The sequence below is a fragment of the Mycobacterium sp. DL99 genome (assembly GCF_004762045.1).
GTDB lineage: Bacteria > Actinomycetota > Actinomycetes > Mycobacteriales > Mycobacteriaceae > Mycobacterium.
Window position 1 is genome coordinate 3,975,870 of record NZ_SJOM01000007.1, and the last position, 17,285, is coordinate 3,993,154.

Here is a 17,285-nt window from a genome sequence, read left to right on the forward strand (position 1 = left end):
GTCCCACGGCGACCGGTAGCGGGTCTGTGCCTGAGGCCGACCAGAGATCGGCAGGAGACCATCCGGTGACCTTGTCGGCCGGATCCGGTCAGCAACGGGTTCCGGGTGGCGGCACCGTCACGTCGAGGAGGTAGGTGGCGGCGATGTCGTCGATGCACTTGTTGCCCTGGAACACCACGGTGTGCTGGGTGCCTTCGAAGGTCACCAGCGTGCCGCCGAGTTGGCGGGCCAGGTCGACACCGGCCTGGTACGGCGTGGCCGGGTCGTTGGTGGTCGACACGATCAACGTCGGGGGCAGTCCCTTCACCGAGATCTCATGCGGCTTGCTCGTCGGCGGCACCGGCCAGAACGCGCAGGTACCCATCGGCGCGTTCCCGGTGAATTCGCCGTAGCTCATGAACGGCGCCACCTCGCGGGCCCGCCGGTCCTCGTCGACGACGGTGGCCCGGTCGGTGATCGCGGGCTTGTCCACGCAGTTGACCGCGACCCGTACGTCGGTCGAATTGTTGTAGTGGCCCTTGGCATCTCGGCCCATGTAGAGGTCGGCCAGCGCCAGCATCACATCGCCGTTGCCGTTCTTCAGCCCGGTCAGGCCCTCGGTCAGGTGCCGCCACAGATTCGGCGAGTACAGCGGCAGGATGGTGCCCACGGTGGCGTCGCTGTAGCTCAGCCCGCGCGAATCGCGCGTCTTGGCCGGGTGTTCCACCAGCGGATCGACCAGGCTCTTGTACACCTCGACGGCCTTGGCCGGATCCGTGCCCAGCGGGCAGTCGGGGTTCTTCGTGGCGCAGTCGGTGGCGTAATCGTCGAAGGCCTTCTGGAACGCGGCCGCCTGACGGATGTCTTCCTCCACCGGGTCCGCATTGGGGTCGACGGCTCCGTCGAGGATCATCGCGCGGACCTTCTCCGGGAACTGCTCGGCGTAGGTCGCGCCGATCCGGGTGCCGTAGGAGTAACCCAGGTAGGTCAGCTTGTCGTCGCCGAGTGCGACCCGGATCGCATCCAGATCCTTGGCGACGTTCTCGGTGCCGACGTTCTCCAGGAACTCCTTGCCCATCTTGTCGACGCAGCGCTGGACGAAGTCCTTGGTTTCCTTCTCCAGGTGCTCGACGCCTTCGGGCGTGTATTCGACGGTCGGGTCGGCCCGCAGCCGGTCGTTGTCGTCGTCGGAGTTGCACCACACCGCAGGCGTCGAGGATCCGACACCACGCGGATCGAACCCGACGATGTCGAAGCGGTCCTTGACCGACTGCGGCAGGCCGGACAACAGAGAGACGGCCGATTCGACCCCGGATTCACCGGGGCCGCCGGGGTTGATCACCAGTGAGCCGATCTTCTGGCCCGCTGCCGGGAAGCGGATGATCGCCAGCCGGGCGACTTCGCCTTCCGGCTTGGAGTAGTCGACCGGCACCGACAACATCCCGCATTCGGCGTTGTCGGGGATCTGCGCGTGATCACCCGAACCGGCGTTGCACGGCAGCCATTGCACCGGCGTGCCGGGCCGCGGGACCGCGATCTTGGCTTCCCCGTCGACCACCTGGGTGCAGCTCGCCGCGGCCACCGCCGTCACCGCCAGCAGCGCGCCGAACCTCATCCTGAACTTCATGGCTGACCATGCTGCCATGACGCGACATCACCGCAGGCCGCGCCTGGTCGCGACGCGCAGGGGCGCTATCGGGTAGCGGCGAGCAGTTCGTCGAGCGCCACGTGGAAATCGTCGGCCATGTCCCACAGGTCAGGCAGTAATTCGGGGCAGGACATGATGCCGACGTCGAGCATCCCGGTCAGCGACATCACGGTGATGTTCAGCCCCGATCCGTGGAAGATCGGGCCCAGCGGGTACATGGCCTTGACCTTGCAGCCCAGGAGGTACAGCGGCTCCTGGGGCCCCGGCACGTTGGAGATGACGAGATTGTGGACGGGTTTGGCCCCGGACAGCCGGCTGGCCGCGTACACCCGCATCGCGGCGCCGAACACCGCCGGTGCCGCGAACTGCGTCCAGTCCTGAAGCAGCGTCGCACCGATCGCGAAACTGTGTTGCTTGGCAACCGAATTCGACGCGGCGATGGCCATCAGCCGCTGAGCTGGGTCGTCGATGTTGGTTTCGAGCTTGGAGAACATCCCCGACACCTGGTTACGGCCGGGCCGGTCGGAGCGATCGTGCACCGACACCGGCACCATCGCGACCAGAGAGTTCTCCGGTAGTTCGCCGCGGTCGTGCAGGAACGTGCGCAGGACGCCGGATACCAGCGCCATCACCACATCGTTGACCTTGACGTCGAAGTGGTTCTTGACGGTCTTGATGTCCTCGAGGTCCAACTGGGCGAATGCGACGCTGCGCTGGCCGGTGATGTTGGTGTTGAACGCGGTTTTGGGCGCATTGAACGGCGCCGCCATTGCCTGTCCGCTGAATGCCCGGCGCACCGTGTCGACGACCGTCGTCGCCGTGGTGGGCAGCATATTGGCCAGCTTGAGCGGGCGGGCCGCGAACTTGAGGGCACCGCTGATGGCGATCTCGGCTCCCGAGGCGCCGCCGACCCCGTCCACCGGATCGGGCGGCGGCGCGTCGGCCTCGGTGGTGCACAGCTGTGACATCAGGTTGGCCCCGGTGACGCCGTCGACCCCGGCGTGGTGGATCTTCGTCATCAATGCCAGCCGGCCGCCGTGATGCGCATCAGTGCCCGCGATGTTCTCGATGATCCACATCTCCCACAGCGGCCGGGTCCGGTCCAACGGCAGCGAGGCGATGTGACCGCAGATCTCGGCCAGCTCGGTGCGCCCGCCGGGGGCGGGCAGCCCGATCCGGTGCAGATGCCGGTTGACGTCAAAGTCCTTGTCTTCCACCCACACCGGGTGGTCGAGGTTGAACCGGCTGTCGGCCAGCTTCTCCCGGAAATGCGGCATCGCCTTGATACGCAATGAGAGTTCGTCGCGCATCCGGTCGAACGTGTAGCCGCCCGGCATGGTCGAAGTGTCCAGTTCGAGCACCGAGCACACGTGCATGGGCTGCGCGGCGGTTTCGAGATACAGGAAGCTGGCGTCGAGTCCGCTGAGCCGTTGCATGCGCTGATGTTAAGGCGCAGCGCGGAAACTGTGAGGAAATCCACTCGAACGTCGCTTTTGCCTTCATTCCCCGCAGTGGCAGACTGGCAGACGTCCGACGAACCCGGGGACCGCCAGGCGGCCTCGAGGATCGAACCGACCATCAAAGGACGACGATGTCTGAACAGTCTGTTTATGGTGCTTCCGATTCTGCCGAAGCCAAGCCGCGCACCAAGGTCCGCACGCTCACGCTGCAGAAATGGAAGTCCGAAGGCCACAAGTGGGCGATGCTCACCTGTTACGACTACTCCAGTGCGCGGGTATTCGACGAGGCCGAGATTCCGGTGCTGCTGGTCGGCGACTCGGCGGCAAACGTCGTGTACGGCTATGACACGACCGTGCCGATCTCCATCGACGAGCTGATCCCGTTGGCGCGCGCGGTCGTCAAGGGCGCCCCGCATGCCCTGGTGATCGCCGACATGCCGTTCGGCAGCTACGAGAGCAGCCCGACCCAGGCACTGGCCACCGCCACCCGCTTCATGAAGGAGACCGGCGCGCAGGCGATCAAGCTCGAGGGTGGTGAGCGAATGGCCGATCAAATCGCGACGCTGTCTGCCGCCGGCATCCCGGTGGTGGCGCACATCGGCTTCACCCCGCAGAGCGTCAACGGGCTGGGCGGATACCGCGTCCAGGGCCGCGGCGACGCCGCCGACCAGACGATCCACGACGCGATCGCCGTGCAGGAAGCCGGTGCAATCGCGGTGGTGCTGGAGATGGTGCCCGCCGAGTTGGCCACTCAGATCACCGGCAAGCTGACGATCCCGACGGTCGGCATCGGTGCCGGGCCGAATTGCGACGCCCAGGTACTTGTCTGGCAGGACATGGCCGGACTAACCAGCGGCAAGACCGCGAAGTTCGTCAAGCGCTTCGGTGACGTGGGTGGCGAACTGCACCGCGCGGCAGCGCAGTACGCCCACGACGTGGCGACCGGGGTGTTCCCGGCCGAAGAGCACAGCTACTGATTCTCGGCTTCAGGCCAGCGCGTCACCGAGTTTGATGAGTAACCGGGTGAGCGTTGCCTTGTCCTCACTGGTGAGGCCGGCGAACATCTCGTGTGCAGCGGCGATGTAGTCGGCCCGCCAGTGCCGGGCCTGCTCCTGCCCCTCGGCCGTCGTCGTCAATCGCACTGCCCGGCGGTCGTTTTCATCGGGTGCACGGACCACCAGCCCTTCGCGCACCAGAGCCTCGACGAGGGTTGATGCGGTGGCTTGGGTGACACCGACCGCCCGGGCCACCTCGGCTGAGCGGACCGGTTGCATCCGTTCGATCTCGGCGAGCAGCTTGGACCGCGGGGTCGACACGCCGCGGTCGCCGAGGCGCTCGTCGAATGCGCGGACAACGGATTTGGCAGCGCGCCCGAAAGCGTCGGCCAGTTCTGCCGCGCTCCGTTGCTCGTCATTCACGACGGTTCTCCTCCGACCTGTTGACGGAGAATATCAGTGCTCATATAGTTTGATCTCATATAGTTAGAGATCTAACGAAGGGTCCGCCATGACCTACCCGCAGACGTTCTCGCTGGGGTCGCTGGTCGTCCGACGCGTCGGATTCGGCGCGATGCAGTTGCCCGGGCCCGGAGTGTTCGGCCCGCCGCAACACCACGACCAGGCGGTCGCGGTGTTGCGCCGCGCCGTCGAACTCGGTGTCGACCACATCGATACCGCCCAGTTCTACGGGCCGGATGTCGCCAACGAACTCATCCGGGAAGCGCTGTACCCCTACCCGCAGAACCTGGCGCTTGTCACCAAGGTCGGTGGCAGGCGCGACGCCCAGGCCAACTGGCTCCCGGCGCAACAACCCGCCGAACTGCGGCACAGCATCGAAGAGAACCTGCGCACCCTGGGGGTCGACCAGCTCGCCGTAGTCAACCTGCGGCTCTTCGGGGCCGACATCGGAGGTCCCGCCGAGGTCGACCACGGGTTGTTCGAGCAGCAACTGGACACCCTGATCACGGCCCGCGATGAAGGACTCATCGCCGGCATCGGGCTGAGCAGCGCCTCACGCGAGCACGTGGAGATTGCGCTGGAGCGCACCGAGATCGCGTGCGTGCAGAACGCCTACAACCTCGCCGACCGCACCTCGCAGCCCGTGCTCGACCTGTGCATCGAACGCGACATCGCCTTCGTCCCGTTCTTTCCGCTGGGTTCGGCGTTCGCCGCGGACAATCCGGTCCTGGGCCATCCGACGATCCGGCGGGTGGCCACCGAACTGGGACGTACGCCCGCGCAGATCGCGTTGGCGTGGACGTTGAATGTCGCGCCGAACGTGCTGCTGATTCCCGGGACGTCCTCGATTGTCCACCTGGAGGAGAACCTGGCTGTCGCAGATATCGAGCTGCCCGCAGATCTCACCATCGAACCGGCCGCTGCCGGCCCGGCGGCCGGCTAGGCGAAGTCGGGCTTGCGCTTGGCCAGGAACGCGTCGACACCTTCGCGGCCGTCGGCCGAGTTGGCCCGCTCCGCGATGAACCGGGCTTCGGCGGCCATCTGCTCTTCGAGGCTGTTCTTGAACGACGACACCAGCAGGGACTTGACCGCGCCGTTGGATCCGCCGGAACCCACCGCCACCTGCTCGGCCAGTTTCGTGGCCCGGTCAGCCAGGTCGTCGCCGGCGACGACCTCGGTGACCAGTCCCCACTCCTGCGCCTCGGCGGCCGAGAGCGTGCGGTTGGTCAGGATGAGCTCCTGGGCCCGGCGCAGGCCGACCAGTCGCGGCAGGTGGTAGGACGCGCTGCCGTCGGGGCTCAGCCCAACCTTGGTGTAGGCCATGGTGAAGGTCGCGGACTCGGCGGCCAGCACCAGGTCGCCGGTCACCGCGAGGCTGAATCCTGCGCCGGCCGCGGTGCCGTTGACCGCGGTGATCAGCACGGCATTCATCCGGGCGAACGACGAGATGGCCTGGTGCAGGTCGTCGGCGACGCCCTTGATGAAGCGGCCACGGTCGGGCGCGGTGGCAAAGGATTTCAGGTCGCCGCCCGCGCAGAAGAACCGGCCCGCACCGGTCAGCACCACGGCCTTGGTCGCCGGCGTGTCGCAGCGCCGGGCGGCGTCGGCCAGTTCGCGAGTCATGGTGTCGTTCATGCCATTCGCGGCGTCCGGCCGGTTCAGCGTGATGCGCGCGACGGCGCCGGACTGCTCGAACGAGATGGCTTCATAGGTGGGCTCGGTCACGGCCCGAACTCTAGCGGGCCGGGGTCTGCGGCGGTCGCACGCCCAGCCGGGCTGCGGTGGCCCGCACCAGCGGGCCCAACTCGCCGCCGAACCCGAGGATCCGCAGCGCCCCCTCCCCGATCGCCCAGGGCTGAGCCGGCGTGCTCTCGACGTCGTCGGAACGGCTGTTGACCACCGATTCCACCAGTCGAAACGGCAGGTCTGCGGCATCGGGCGGCCCTGCGCATTCGGTGATCACCGCCTCCGACAGCCTGCGGTACACCTCGCGCAGCTCGGCGCGCCGGCGCCGGAACGGCTCGAACCGGTCGGTGCGCAGCTCGGGAAGCAGATACAAGGCGCCCAGATTCCACCGGCCGGCACACAGCTGGTGTGCATCGGCCACCGCGAGCGTGTGCAGATGCTGTGCCGCGGGCCCCGTGCTGTCGAGTAGCTCGGCGCCCAGTTCCAGGGCCTCGTCGACGGTGCCGGCCAGGAGCGCGTCCAGAATGTCGTCCTTGGTGGCGAAATGGTGATACAGCGAGGCCTGCCGTACCCCCACTTCGTCGGCGATGCGCCGGGTCGAGGTGCTGGCGTAACCGTGGGTGGTGAACAGCTCGGCGGCGGCATCGAGGATCTGTTCACGGGCAGTCGTGCCCGGTCGGCGGGGCCGCTCCAGCCGTGGGCGTCCACGCCCGGCAGCGGCGTTCGCCGGTGTCGTCTCAGCCGCCATGTCAGCAACAGTAGGAGACCCCTACGGACACGGCCGACAGCGCGGTGGGCGGTGCGGCAAGTCTTGATACTGCTGTGACCAGACACCGGTCGTGGCACCCACCCGGATATGGCACGCTGGTGCCATCCCGATCCGCCTCCGGTGCACAGCGAAGGTGACTATGGCCCCCGGCAAATCCAAGACCGCGAGGTACACCGAGATCGAGCGGAAGTTCGCGGTCACCGAGAACACCGTCTCGCCGTCATTCGAGGGGCTGTCGGCCGTCGCCGAGGTAGCCCGAGCGGAAACCCAGCACCTGGATGCGGTGTATTTCGACACTCCGAATCGTGACCTCGCGGCGCACCGCATCACGTTGCGGCGCCGCACCGGCGGCCCTGATGCGGGCTGGCACCTGAAGCTTCCGGCCGGAGTCGACACCCGCACCGAGGTCCGTACGCCGCTGGGCACAGCTACTGACACCGTGCCCGAGGATCTGCGAGACATCGTGCTCGCCATCGTGCGGGACCGTCCGCTGGCCCCGGTGGCCCGGATCAGCACCCAGCGGAGCGTGGAGGTGCTGCACGGCGCCGACGGCGTCGCCCTGGCCGAGTTCTGCGATGACCGCGTGACCGCATCGGCCACCGGCGAGGAAGCCGAGCCACAGAGCTGGCGGGAGTGGGAGCTGGAACTGCTCATCGCCGATGTGCCCGACGACCTGATGGATCGTCTGACGAACCGTCTGGCGGATGCCGGCGCGAAGCCGGCCGGGCATGGTTCGAAGCTGGCGAAGGTGCTCGGCACCGATCTGCTACCGGCACCGACTCCCCCGGCCGATCCGGTGCACCGGGCCATCGCCGAGCAGATCGAGGCGTTGCTGGTCTGGGACCGCGCGGTACGCGCGGACGCCTACGACTCGGTGCATCAGATGCGGGTGACTACCCGCAAGATCCGCAGTCTGCTGCAGGAGTCGAAGGATTCCTTCGGGCTCGACGACGACGGCTGGGTACTCGACGAGCTGCGGGCGCTGGCCGCGGTACTGGGCACGGCACGTGATGCCGAGGTCCTGGCCGAGCGCTATCAGCGCGCGCTCGACGAGATGCCTGCCGACCTGATCCGCGGTCCGGTGCGCCAGCGGCTGGTCGAGGGCGCCAACCGCCGCTACACCGCCGGCTGGCGGCGGTCCTTGTTGGCGATGTGCTCGCAGCGTTACTTCCGGCTGCTGGACGCGCTCGAGGAGATGGTCAGCGCCGACCAGCCCGAATCCGGGGACGCGTCAAAGCCTTCGGTGACCATCGACTCGGCATACAAGCGGGTTCGCAAGGCCGCGAAGACCGCTGCCGCGGCCGACAGCGATGCCGAGGCCAGCGCCGAGGAGAAGGACGAGGCGCTACACCGAATTCGCAAGGGCGCCAAGCGGCTTCGTTATACCGCGGCGGCGACCGGAGCGGAGAAGGTCTCTGAGCGCGCCAAGAATATCCAGACGTTGCTTGGCGATCATCAGGACAGTGTGGTGAGCAAGGCTCATCTGAGCACCCAGGCCGACGCTGCGTATGCTGCGGGCGAGGACACCTTCACCTACGGGCTGCTGTATCAACAGGAGGACGACCTGGCCCAGCACAGCCGGGCGTTGCTGCAGGATGCACTCAAGAAGCTGGACAAGGCGGTTCGCAAGACCCATTGAGGCCCCTTACGGGGCTGGGGCGAACGAGTTGGCCTGTAAGCCGGATAATGCCCCTCAGCATTTCCGCAGGTCATACCGACTTGGTGTCGTTGATGGCAAATAGTGGCTGGTGGGCCGAATATGCCGGTAGCAGGCAATTTTCCGGCCCTACTCAAGCTGCCACCAGTGGGCGCAGAGTGCTACCGTGCGTAGCACCTGCGTAGCGGAGCTGCCGCAATCAACCACCGATGGCAGTCGCTCAAGGCATACCGCAGATGGCCTAAAATAGTTGCACTGCAGTGAATTTAACTGGCGAGGCGGCATCAGCCTAAGCCTGCGGCTTCCATCAATCCGCACGATTGACTGCGACATCGGCAAGGAGATTCCCCGCTCGCCAACGTCGACCCAGAACGCCGCACCTGTTGCACAGGACTGGGAGGCGGTCATGCCGCGACATACACGGCATGTAGTCGCCTCGGCCTTAACCTCAAAGCACGTTCGGCACCCATGCGGGATACGTATCAAGACACCTCATCCATCCAGCCCCCCACCAAGTCTTCGACGAGCACCACGGCTACCACGATGACCCTCAGGGCGGCAACACCGGTGACTCTCGTGTGTTGTTCGAGATCGACGCTTATCTCGGTGCTGGGCGGCGCCTGTACGAGGCAATCTCGAAGGTGATGTGGAAGCACTACCACCCGTGCGGGAGGGGTCGTTGGGACTCAATGCGCTCAGCCGCTAAGGCTATTGGGTCAGGCAACTCGAAGGTGCCGGCGCAGGTTGGCGATCTGGTGGTGGATAGCTGGAACGCTCACGGCGTCAAGCTCGCGAACTATCGAAACTTTGTCGCGCATACCGGTGCTCTGTCAGAGGGCGAGACGTGCTGGTTGCGTCGCTACGATCGACGTTGGGGCGCGTCGGTGATGCTGCTCGAAAGCCCCGAGAACAAGAAGCGGGTGCCGTTGAGACCCGACGTGGGAACAGATGCACTCGCGTACTGCTACGACGTTGCTGTCCACCTGGTAAAGCTGTGTGAGCAGGTGGCTGCAGCGGATGTCGTCGCTGGCTTTCTTGCGCACCCACCGGGCTACGACGGCCGCCCGGCGTAGCCCCGATGGGAGGCGGCGCGGGATACCTATCGTTGATTTCCAGTTCGGGTCCATCTGCGTGCCCAGCGCCCCGAGAACGCTCGGCGGCGGACCTGAAGCTCAAACTCGCTGGACAAATGACCACCGCCCTGCGGACTGCTGGCTAGCTCCAGGCGGGCGTGCTGTCTCGTTTCTAGAGATTCGAGAGCAATCACATCCTGTCTCACCGTGCGCTTCTTCCCGAAGCGCTTTGCTCTGTTAGGCGAATCGCGTCATTCGACATCTGGCAAATTGCTCGACTTCTGATGTGCTGTCGGCAAGTTCGTGTGCTACGAGGCGTCCGACGGTCGCAGCAAGGGTTATCCCCGGGTGCACAACAGCCACATACAGTCCAGGTATCCCAGGAACGGGACCAATGACCGGCTCATCGTCCGCAGGCATCGGACGCCAGCCGACTGCGGCACCAAGAATGTCGACACTCGCCGATACCTCGAAGGTTCGAAGGATTTCCTCTCGAGCTTTTTCTGCGGTGTCAGTCAGGTCGCCCTGAGTCGTCTGCCCGCAGTAATCCAGAGGTACTAAGAGGGTGCCGTCAGACAGCTGGCGAACTTCGATGCTGTCGTTGGCGACTATATGACGTACGAGCCCCGGTCGGGTACGGAGACGCACCATCACTGCCGGGCTTCCATAGACCGGCAGATGCACTCCCACCGAGGCGCATAGCTGCGCCGAGTCGGTCCCCGCCGCAACTACAGTGTGGGTTGCGTTCAGGGTCTGGGTGGGAGTTCGGGCTCCGACTACTACGTCATTCGTACGCAGTAGACGCACCGCGGGTTGTCCGACAATGACCTTCGCGCCGTGTTGTCGTGCTGCTTCAACCAGGCTTTCGGCCAGCATGACGGGTTCTACTGATCCGTCATGACTGCCAAAGCGAACGCTATCTGGCGCCGAGATCAGTTGGGGCTCAACGTGTAGAGGATTGCGTAGGGGTGCGTCGCCGCTACAGGCAAAGTAGTCGCCCCAGGTAAGCGCGCCACACCAATTAATCGAGATCGTGGGTATCTCGCGTTCCAACCGCAGAAAATCATCCCGCGCCAGCCGTCGCAGTTCCGCTGACGGGCCAGAATCGATGGAGCGGCCTATCCAGCCGAACGAGTGCTGCGTGGCACCCATGCCAGGCAACCCCTGGTCTATCAAGGTTACGGCGAGGCCCCTGCTGGCAGCGTGATACGCAATCGATGCGCCTGTAACTCCAGCTCCGACAACAAGTACAGACCGATCGAACTGGTTTGTGGGTGCGTTACCCACAGCGAAGTCTTCATCCCGTGTCGCAGTAACAACTAACCCCATTCACTTGGCGCTCACCCGTACGCTCTCCTACCCGCCGAGGAAGCGCAAGCCAATTTCAGTGGCAGATGTCGGTGTCTATCGTCGGGACGTACACGTAAGTGAATAAGAGAGAAGGCACATCTCGTTCAAGTTTGCCGCCTGCCTCTTTTCTAAAGAAACGAGGCACCATCTCGTGCATCGCGACTTCCTTGGATCGCCCAGGTCGCGGTGTCTCATTTCTCGTCTCACTCCGCGCGTGTGCCTGAATCGCGCGTTGTCGGACGGCAGTGAGATAGTTCCTTGGAGGGATTACAGCTGCGACTTAAGGCTGGCGGCTGCTCGGTCCCGAACCAAAGCTCCTACGTCGAAGACACCCAAGGTCTCTCAACATGCTCGGCTGAGCTGTCCCGGTGGACCTGTCGCTTACGCCACGCCTCCGCGTAGTCTCGGAACGTGACCTGGCCCTTAGCGGGGTCAACGTACGCGCCGGTATGCAAGTGGGAACCAAGCTCCCTCACACGTCTGTCTGTGTCGGCGCGCTTCTCGTATGACTCGGTGAGTTCCTTGCCGTCCGGGCCGACCCATCGGACACGCCACCGCCTGCCTGTGCCGTGCAGCTTGTTACACACCTGCGTGCTGGTCTGCCTGAAGTACGTCTTGTCCATGCACCAGACCGGGCCGTCTGCGTTGTCGGCGGGGGTAGAACACCTGCTCACCCTTACGGGGTGCTCGGTGCCACTGGTCCTCTACGCCTGCCCCTACGGAACGGCGTTTCACAACCGGTGCGCTCATGACCATCGCACGCCGCTCTGCGTAGTCTCTGCGTAGCGGCGGGGCACAGTCGGCATATATTGGCAGGTAAATCGGTGTAGGCGAACGAGTTGGCCTGTAAGCCGGATTCTGTCCCTTACCCCGGAGGGTAGGGCGGCGACCATCCATCTGGACACACCGTTGCCGGGTGCCTCAAGCGGCCTACCCGCAGGCTCGGGCGAGCAGCCCTCGGGCGCCTGCGCGACCGCAACCAGGTTGCGGCCTTCTTGGCCTTGCTTCGGGTGGGGTTTGCCTAGCCACCCCGGTCACCCGGGGTGCTGGTGCGCTCTTACCGCACCGTTTCACCCTTACCATTTCTGGCGGTCTGTTTTCTGTGGCACTTTCCCGCGAGTCACCTCGGATTGCCGTTAGCAATCACCCTGCTCTGTGAAGTCCGGACTTTCCTCGACCCCCGGTTTCCCAGGTGCCGCGGCCGCCCGGCCAACTCGTTCGCGCTGATCACCGTACCCTCAATCTCATGTCTCAGGTGCCACCGGCACGATATTTGCTCCGCGCGAAGGACCTGGCGGATGCCCGGTACGCGGATCCGATCACCGTCGACGACCTCGCCGCGGCCGCCGGTTTGTCCCGCGCGCACTTCAGCCGGATGTTCACCCGCACCTTCGGTGAGTCCCCGCGGGCCTATCTGCAGAGCCGGCGCCTGGAGCGGGCGGCGGCGCTGCTGCGCAACACCGACCGTTCGGTCGCCGACATCTGCGTGATGGTCGGCCTGCACAGCGTCGGCTCGTTCACCACGAACTTCGCGCGGGTGTACGGCAAGCCTCCGGCGGCTTACCGTGCCAGCCTGCCGCCGGCCATGCTGCGCGCCCCGGTGCCCAGCTGCATCCTGGCGCGCGACACCCGGCGCCCCCATCCCAGTCGAGCCAAGACAGCACAAACGGAGAAGACGGCGGGGCCGGACCGCACGTAGCGTCGGGTCATGATGAAAATCGCATACACGCATCTGTGGGTTCACGATCAGGAAGTCGCGCTGAAGTTCTGGACCGAGAAGGTCGGAATGGAAGTGCGCGAAGATGTTTCGTTCCCGGAGGAGATGGGCGACTTCCGGTGGGTCACGGTCGGTCCGCCCGGGCAGGACGATGTCGGCATCGTGCTGATGGCGGTCCCCGGCGAGCCTGTGATGGATGAGCAGACTCGCAAGCAGGTCCAGGACCTGACCGCAAAAGGCTTCGCCGGCACGGTGTTTCTGACCACCGAGGACTGCCAGAAGAGCTACGAGGAGCTGACGGCGCGCGGCGTCGAGTTCAGCGAGCCGCCCAACCAGATGCCCTACGGCATCGACTCCGGCTTCCGTGACCCGTCGGGCAACAGCATCCGGCTGACCCAGCGCACGGACATCCCCGCCACCGCTTAGCCATTGGCCTTGCGGCGGCGGGGGCCGCCCGTCAACGCCGCCGCAGCACCATCACGTTGTCGATCAGGGTGCCGCGCTGCCCGTCCGGGCCGGTCGCCTCTCGCTCATCGGTACCCACCCGGACTCGTTCCCATTGCGCCTCATCGAGGTTCAGCGAGTCGACCACAGAGTCGGCACTGGGAAACGCGAACCTGCGGACATGCTCGGGAGCCCAGGGCGGCGCGGCCCCGTGATCGACGATGACCAGCAGACCGCCGGGGGCCACGGCACCGGCGGCCCGACGCAGCAGGCCGGCGCGGTCCATCGCGATCGGTGACTGGAGGAATTGGGCCGAGACCAGGTCGAAGCGGCCGTCCGGGAGGCTCTCGGACAGGTCGTGGCGTTCGAACGTGATGCGGTCCGCCACGCCCCGCTCCCGCGCCTCGGCGGCAGCGCGGGCGAGCGCGGTGTCGGAGACGTCGACGCCCGTGACCTGCCAGCCCTTCTCGGCCAGCCACACGGAGTCACCGCCCTCGCCGCAGCCGAGATCCAGCGCCCGCCCGACGGGTAGATCCGCGGCGATCTTGGCCAGTTGGGCGTTGACCCGTCCACTCCAGATACGGCCGCGCTGCCCGTAATGCCGTTCCCAGTACTGCGCGGTGACGGCCGTCTGAGCGGGCCACGGCGGCACCGGGAGCCCGACGTCTTCGCCGAGCAGGTACTGCACGACAGCGGCACCGGCCTGGCTGCCCGACGCCACCGCCGCGGCCACCTGCGGCGTCTGGGCACTCAGGTCACCTGCGGCGAACAGCCCGGGCACCGACGTGCGGGCGAACGGGTCGACGACGAGGGCGTCCGCGGCGAAGGGCCCGGGCGCCGAGACGGCGCCGAGTTGCGCTGCCAACGGTGAGCGTTGATGCAGTGTGGCGGCGACGAGTGCGCCGCGCCTGGCCAATCGGGTGCCGTCGGCGAATTCGACGGCCGCCAGTGCGCCGTCCTGTGCGACGAATCGGGCGATCGGGCGCTCGTCGACGCCGATTCCGGCCGCGTCCAACTGCTTGACCTGGGCGTCATCCAGCCCGCCGTCACCGTCGGTGAGCACCACCAGATCCTCGGTCCAACCGCGCAGCATCAGTGCCGAGTGCACGGCGCGATCCCCCTGCGCGACGACCGCGAGCGGTGCGTCGCGCATCTCCCAGCCATGGCAGAACGGGCAGTGGAAAACTGAAGCACCCCAAAGCTCTTCGAGTCCGGCGATGTTCGGTGTCCGGTATTCCATGCCGGTGGCCAGCAGCACCGTCCTGGCCTGCTCGCGGGTTCCGTCGGCCAGCTCGAGTGCGAATCCCGGCTCCCCACCCGCGACTGCGCCGGTGCGGACCTCCACCGTGGGGTAGACGGCCAGCTCGGCGCGGCCCGCCGCATAGAGTTCGGCGGGCGGGCGGCCGTCGCTGCCCAGCAGGCCGCCGATTCCGTGTGCGGCCAGGTTGCTCTGATTCCCCGCGTCGACGAGCAGTACCCGGCGCCGGGCCCGGCCCAGTACCAGCGCCGCACTCAGGCCGGCTGCCCCGCCTCCGACGATGACGCAATCCCAGATGTTGTCCATGCCTTCGAGCTTGCCCAATCACATGGCAAAGTGCCAAGCTGTTTTGCCATGGAGGCAAACGCCGCCGACCCCGCCGACATCGACGCCCTGGTCCGGACCCGGCTACGCGAGTTACGCGCCCAACGCGGACTCACCCTGGAGGACGTCGCGCGCCGCGCGCAGATCGACGTCTCGACATTGAGCCGGCTGGAATCGGGCAAGCGCCGACTGGCGCTGGACCACCTTCCCCGATTGGCCGCCGCACTGTCGGTGACCACCGACGAGTTACTGCGCGCGCCGCAGGCCGAGGACCCTCGGGTCACGGGCAGCTCACACACCCACCACGACATCACGTACTGGCCGTTGACCCGGCAGGGCCCGGCAGCGGGGTTGCACGCCTACAAGATCCGGATCAGCCCCAAGCGCCGCAAGCCTCCCGCCGAATTTCCCGTCCACGAGGGACGCGACTGGATGTACGTGCTGTCCGGGCAACTGCGGCTGATCCTGGGCGAACAGGACTTCATCGTCAATCCCGGTGAGGCCGTGGAGTTCTCGACGTGGACACCGCACTGGTTCGGGGTGGTCGACGGCCCGGTCGAGGCGATCACCATCTTCGGCCCGCACGGCGAGCAGTTGCACCTGCACGCCTGACCTACAGGTAGGCGGTCTGGTTGACCAACCGCACCGAAGATCCTCCGTCGGCGTAGAACTCGGCGATCGACAGCGAAGCCAGATCCAGATGCAGCCGGTACAGGATGCCTTCACCGGCGTCGAGCGCGAGCCGGAGGATGGTCTTGATCGGCGTCACGTGGGAGACGACCAGAACCGTTGCCGCGCCGTAGTCGGCGATGATCCGGTTGCGCGCCCGGCGGACCCGGTGAGCCACCGCATCGAAGCTCTCGCCGCCGGGCGGTTCGACGCTGGTGTCACCCAGCCAGCGCCGGTGCAGTTCCGGATCCCGTTGCGCGGCTTCGGCGAACGTCAACCCTTCCCACTCACCGAAGTCCGTCTCGATCAGGTCGTCATCGACGCGGACGTCGACGCCGAGTACCTTGGCCGCGGCCGTCGCGGTCTCGTATGCCCGCTCCAGCGGCGAGGTGACCACCGCGGCAATGCTGCCGCGTGTGCCGAGATACCGCGCGGCGGCATCGGCCTGCCTGCGCCCCTCCTCGGTCAGTGCCGGGTTGCCGCGGCCCGAATAGCGCCGGGCGATGGACAATTCGGTCTGGCCGTGGCGCAACAGCAGCAGCCGGGTGGGTGCACCGGTGGCTCCGGTCCACCCGGGTGCCGACAGCGCGGCCTTCTCGGCCTGAACCGGTGCTTTGGCCGGTTCGGCGGGCGCCGCACTGACGATGCCCGCGGCGGCGTCCATGGCCTCGTTGGCCAGCCGGTCGGCATGGCTGTTGCGGGCCCGCGGAATCCAGGTGTAGCTGACCCGCTCGAAGCCCGCGGCCAGTTCGGCGGCCCGGCGTTGCAGCGGAATCAGATCGGGATGCTTGACCTTCCAGCGCCCCGACATCTGTTCGATGACGAGTTTGGAGTCCATCGAGACCGCCACCTCGGTGGCGCCCAACTCGGTGGCTGCCTCCAGTCCGGCGACCAGGCCCCGGTATTCGGCGACGTTGTTGGTGGCCCGGCCGATCGCTTCCTTGCGCTCGGCCAGCTCTGCGGAGTGCTCGGCATCGAACACGACCGCGCCGTAGCCCGCCGGCCCGGGGTTGCCCCGCGAACCGCCGTCGGCTTCGACGAGAACCTTCACTGCTTGATCCGCAGGAGGATTGCCCCGCATTCCGGGCAGCGCAGCACGTCATCCTCGGCGGCCGCGGCGATCCGGGCACTCTCGCCGCGGTCGATCTCGATCCGGCAGGCACCGCAGCGCCGGCCCTGAAGCAGCCCGGCCCCGGCGCCGCCACGGGCCCGCTGACGTTCGTAGAGGTCGACGAGTTCGGGATCGATGATGCTCACCAACCCGTCACGGCGGGTCGTCGCCTGATGCTTGGCCTGGTCGATCTCCACCAGCGCGGCATCGCGGGCCTGCTGCGCCGACGACAACGCGGTCTGCAGATCGTCGATGCGTTGCAGCGCCTCGGCCTGCTGATTCGACAGTTCCTCGCGGCGTTCCATGAGCTCCAGCAGCGAGTCCTCCAGGTTGGATTGCCTGCGCTGCAACGTTTCCAGTTCGTGCTGGATCTCGGCGACCTGTTTGGCGCCCACCGTGCCACCATCGATCAGCCCACGGTCGCGGTCCTCACGCTGACGTACCGAGTCGATCTCGCTCTCGAGCTTGGTCACCTGGGCTTCCAGGTCTTCCAGTGCGATGCCGAGGACGCCCACCCCGTCGCTGGCCCCAGCGTGCTCGGCCTGCGCCTCGTCCACCTTCTGCTGCTCGGCCAGGTTCTTGGCGCGGTGTGCGAGGCGCCCGAGTTCGGCATCGACCTCGGTCAGCGCGAGAAGCGAACGTTGTTGTTTTACTTCGGCTTTCATGCCCTGACTTTCATGTAG

At 66.4% G+C, this 17,285-nt stretch carries 16 protein-coding genes and 1 other RNA gene; 7 read left to right on the plus strand and 10 right to left on the minus strand.

The window, feature by feature from the left end; all coding sequences use genetic code 11:
* Positions 1 to 88: 88 nt before the first annotated feature.
* Together EYZ64_RS19525 and EYZ64_RS19530 are read right to left on the minus strand one after the other, a co-directional pair.
* Positions 89 to 1,606, minus strand: coding sequence for an alpha/beta hydrolase (locus tag EYZ64_RS19525; protein ID WP_286175064.1), 1,518 nt, complete (start codon positions 1,604 to 1,606; stop codon positions 89 to 91).
* 65 nt (positions 1,607 to 1,671) lie between these two features.
* Positions 1,672 to 3,063: a WS/DGAT/MGAT family O-acyltransferase gene (locus tag EYZ64_RS19530; RefSeq protein WP_135455860.1), complete on the minus strand. Its 1,392-nt coding sequence runs from the start codon at positions 3,061 to 3,063 to the stop codon at positions 1,672 to 1,674.
* 155 nt (positions 3,064 to 3,218) lie between these two features.
* Here EYZ64_RS19530 and panB point away from each other — a divergent pair, with 155 nt between their 5' ends.
* The gene (gene panB / locus EYZ64_RS19535) at positions 3,219 to 4,064 is read left to right on the plus strand and encodes a 3-methyl-2-oxobutanoate hydroxymethyltransferase (protein WP_135455862.1); all 846 of its coding nucleotides are present in this window, start codon (positions 3,219 to 3,221) and stop codon (positions 4,062 to 4,064) included.
* 9 nt (positions 4,065 to 4,073) lie between these two features.
* Here the strand turns inward: panB and EYZ64_RS19540 are convergent, their stop codons facing one another.
* Positions 4,074 to 4,505, minus strand: coding sequence for a MarR family winged helix-turn-helix transcriptional regulator (locus tag EYZ64_RS19540; RefSeq protein ID WP_135455864.1), 432 nt, complete (start codon positions 4,503 to 4,505; stop codon positions 4,074 to 4,076).
* Positions 4,506 to 4,593: 88 nt separating this feature from the next.
* Here EYZ64_RS19540 and EYZ64_RS19545 point away from each other — a divergent pair, with 88 nt between their 5' ends.
* Complete coding sequence (locus EYZ64_RS19545) at positions 4,594 to 5,487, plus strand: oxidoreductase (protein ID WP_135455866.1); 894 nt, start codon at positions 4,594 to 4,596, stop codon at positions 5,485 to 5,487.
* Here EYZ64_RS19545 and EYZ64_RS19550 read toward each other — a convergent pair.
* Positions 5,484 to 6,269: an enoyl-CoA hydratase/isomerase family protein gene (locus EYZ64_RS19550; RefSeq protein ID WP_135455868.1), complete on the minus strand. Its 786-nt coding sequence runs from the start codon at positions 6,267 to 6,269 to the stop codon at positions 5,484 to 5,486. The genes EYZ64_RS19545 and EYZ64_RS19550 overlap by 4 nt on opposite strands.
* Positions 6,270 to 6,279: 10 nt before the next feature.
* The gene (locus EYZ64_RS19555; protein WP_135455870.1) at positions 6,280 to 6,978 is read right to left on the minus strand and encodes a TetR/AcrR family transcriptional regulator; all 699 of its coding nucleotides are present in this window, start codon (positions 6,976 to 6,978) and stop codon (positions 6,280 to 6,282) included.
* Positions 6,979 to 7,138: 160 nt separating this feature from the next.
* Between EYZ64_RS19555 and EYZ64_RS19560 the strand changes: the two genes are divergently transcribed.
* Positions 7,139 to 8,638 carry a CYTH and CHAD domain-containing protein gene (locus EYZ64_RS19560; protein WP_135455872.1) on the plus strand — a complete coding sequence of 500 codons (1,500 nt, stop codon included), beginning with the start codon at positions 7,139 to 7,141 and terminating at the stop codon, positions 8,636 to 8,638.
* Between the two features lie 599 nt (positions 8,639 to 9,237).
* Positions 9,238 to 9,729 carry a hypothetical protein gene (locus EYZ64_RS19565; RefSeq protein ID WP_135455874.1) on the plus strand — a complete coding sequence of 164 codons (492 nt, stop codon included), beginning with the start codon at positions 9,238 to 9,240 and terminating at the stop codon, positions 9,727 to 9,729.
* A 237-nt stretch (positions 9,730 to 9,966) separates the two neighbouring features.
* Here EYZ64_RS19565 and EYZ64_RS32675 read toward each other — a convergent pair whose 3' ends face one another.
* A complete protein-coding gene (locus EYZ64_RS32675) occupies positions 9,967 to 11,058 on the minus strand; it encodes an NAD(P)/FAD-dependent oxidoreductase (RefSeq protein ID WP_135455875.1) in 1,092 nt (363 codons plus the stop codon).
* Positions 11,059 to 11,910: 852 nt separating this feature from the next.
* Positions 11,911 to 12,296: RNase P RNA component class A (gene rnpB, locus EYZ64_RS19575), an RNA gene on the minus strand.
* Positions 12,297 to 12,325: 29 nt separating this feature from the next.
* On the opposite strand from rnpB, the gene EYZ64_RS19580 reads away from it, so the two are divergent.
* Both EYZ64_RS19580 and EYZ64_RS19585 read left to right on the plus strand, forming a co-directional pair.
* Positions 12,326 to 12,778 (plus strand): helix-turn-helix transcriptional regulator, encoded by a 453-nt coding sequence (locus EYZ64_RS19580; protein ID WP_135455877.1) that lies wholly within the window; start codon positions 12,326 to 12,328, stop codon positions 12,776 to 12,778.
* 9 nt (positions 12,779 to 12,787) lie between these two features.
* Entirely contained in the window at positions 12,788 to 13,222 is a 435-nt protein-coding gene (locus EYZ64_RS19585) for a VOC family protein (RefSeq protein WP_135455879.1), read from the plus strand.
* 31 nt (positions 13,223 to 13,253) lie between these two features.
* On the opposite strand, the gene EYZ64_RS32680 is transcribed toward EYZ64_RS19585, so the two are convergent.
* On the minus strand, positions 13,254 to 14,804 hold the full coding sequence (locus tag EYZ64_RS32680; protein WP_135455881.1) for an FAD-dependent oxidoreductase: 1,551 nt from the start codon (positions 14,802 to 14,804) through the stop codon (positions 13,254 to 13,256).
* Positions 14,805 to 14,852: 48 nt separating this feature from the next.
* Between EYZ64_RS32680 and EYZ64_RS19595 the strand changes: the two genes are divergently transcribed.
* Entirely contained in the window at positions 14,853 to 15,434 is a 582-nt protein-coding gene (locus EYZ64_RS19595; protein WP_135455882.1) for a helix-turn-helix domain-containing protein, read from the plus strand.
* Between the two features lies 1 nt (position 15,435).
* Here EYZ64_RS19595 and EYZ64_RS19600 read toward each other — a convergent pair whose 3' ends face one another.
* Together EYZ64_RS19600 and EYZ64_RS19605 are read right to left on the minus strand one after the other, a co-directional pair.
* A complete protein-coding gene (locus EYZ64_RS19600) occupies positions 15,436 to 16,542 on the minus strand; it encodes a bifunctional RNase H/acid phosphatase (protein ID WP_135455884.1) in 1,107 nt (368 codons plus the stop codon).
* Complete coding sequence (locus EYZ64_RS19605; protein WP_135455886.1) at positions 16,539 to 17,267, minus strand: zinc ribbon domain-containing protein; 729 nt, start codon at positions 17,265 to 17,267, stop codon at positions 16,539 to 16,541. The genes EYZ64_RS19600 and EYZ64_RS19605 overlap by 4 nt, the downstream gene beginning before the upstream one ends.
* Positions 17,268 to 17,285 lie beyond the last annotated feature (18 nt).